Source organism: Ruegeria sp. AB6, assembly GCF_056542685.1.
Genome location: NZ_JBQGAD010000034.1, coordinates 1 through 1,785 on the forward strand (window position 1 = coordinate 1; position 1,785 = coordinate 1,785).

2 protein-coding genes are annotated in these 1,785 nt (G+C 63.2%); both read right to left on the minus strand.

The genetic code is table 11. The features are described from left to right. Positions 1–317 (minus strand): FAD binding domain-containing protein (locus tag ACR0DB_RS22550; protein WP_480553085.1); only part of this gene is annotated, 317 nt, incomplete at its 3' end. 103 nt (positions 318–420) lie between these two features. Then, a partial coding sequence (locus ACR0DB_RS22555; protein ID WP_480553087.1) for a xanthine dehydrogenase family protein molybdopterin-binding subunit occupies positions 421–1,785 on the minus strand: 1,365 nt, incomplete at its 5' end.

Genomic DNA, 1,785 nt, shown 5'->3' on the forward strand with positions numbered 1-1,785 from the left:
GTGCCGCGATTGCGCACTGCCGGATCCCCGATTTGCCCCGCCAATGCTGCCAGCGCCGGATAGCTTGCCGCCGCCTCGCGCGCCACCGTGGCGTGGGTCGTCGCTCCACCGATAGCGACCGAGCCATCATCCTCGATGCAAACCCCCTGCATCTCGGCAATCCCGCTCAGCGACACCAGCGCCGAGGGCGCCGCCAACCGCTGCTTCAACGTCGGGATCAGCGTCTGACCACCCCCCAGCGCCTGCGCATCCTCAGCCCCCAACGCAGCCACCGCATCGGCGATGCTCGAGGGCTTCTCAAACTCGAAATTATACATTCCGCTTTTCCTTTCCAAAATCAGGACACGGCACGCCCCGCCCTTCTTCTGTTCAAAAATACCTCGGGGGTCCGGGGTCTGGCCCCCGGTCCACCCTCTCAACTCAGCTGTTCATCGCCGCCCAGACGCGCGACGGGCTGACCGGCATGTCGATGTGATCCACCGCTTTGCCGCCCGAGTTCATCGCATCCAGAACCGCATTGACCACAGCCGGCGGCGAGCCAATGGCCCCAGCCTCACCACAGCCCTTCACACCCAGCGGGTTATGCGTGCATGGCGTCTGGCTGGAATGATCCACGCCGTAGAAGGGCACATCATCGGCGCGCGGCATGGCGTAATCCATGAAGGACGCGCTCAGCAGCTGGCCATTCTCGTCATAGGCGCAGTTCTCCAGCAGAGCCTGACCGATACCCTGACCGATACCGCCATGCACCTGACCATCCACGATCATCGGGTTGACGATATTGCCAAAGTCATCGGCAGCGGTGAAGGCCTCGATGCTGACCTTGCCGGTCTCGGGGTCCAGTTCGACCTCGCAGGCATAGGCGCCCGAGGGGAAGGTAAAGTTGGCCGGGTCGTAAAACGCGGTCTCCTCCAGCCCCGGCTCGACCTCCAGCGGGTAATTATGCGGCACATAGGCCGTCAGGGTCACATCGCCCCAAGCCACCGATTTATCGGTGCCCGCCACGCTGAACTGACCATCCTTCAGCTCAATATCAGCCTCCGACGCCTCCAGCAGGTGAGCGGCGATCTTCTTGGCCTTGTCGATCACCTTCTCGGTGGCCTTGACCATGGCCGAGCCGCAAACCGCCAGCGAGCGCGAGCCATAGGTGCCCATGCCAAACGGGATCTTCGAGGTGTCGCCATGCACGATCTCGACCATCGATTCATCAATGCCGATCATGTCGGCCACAACCTGCGGGAAGGCGGTCTCATGCCCTTGCCCGTGGCTGTGCGCGCCGACCATGACACTGATTGATCCGGTGGCATTCACCCGCACGGTCGCGGCATCATACAGACCCGCACGCGCCCCCAGCATGCCCACGATGTTCGAGGGCGCAATACCGCACGCCTCGATATAGCAGTTGATGCCCAGACCGCGCAGCTTGCCCTTGGCCTCGCTTTCCGCCCGGCGGGCGGCAAAGCCTGCAAGATCGGCGGCGGCCTCCAGCTTGTCCATGGTCCCGTTGTAATCCCCGGTGTCATAGGTCAGCGCCACCGGCGTGTCATAGGGGAACTGGGTGATGAAGTTCTGACGGCGCAGCGCAATGGGATCGACCCCCAACTCGCGCGCGGCTTTGTCGACGACGCGCTCCAGCTGATAGGTCGCCTCGGGCCGGCCTGCACCGCGATAGGCATCCACCGGCACCGTGTTGGTGAACATTGCCTTCACGTTCACCTGAATGACCGGCGTCTTGTAATTGCCCGCCATCAGCGTGCCGTGCAGCCATGTGGGCACGGAACTTGA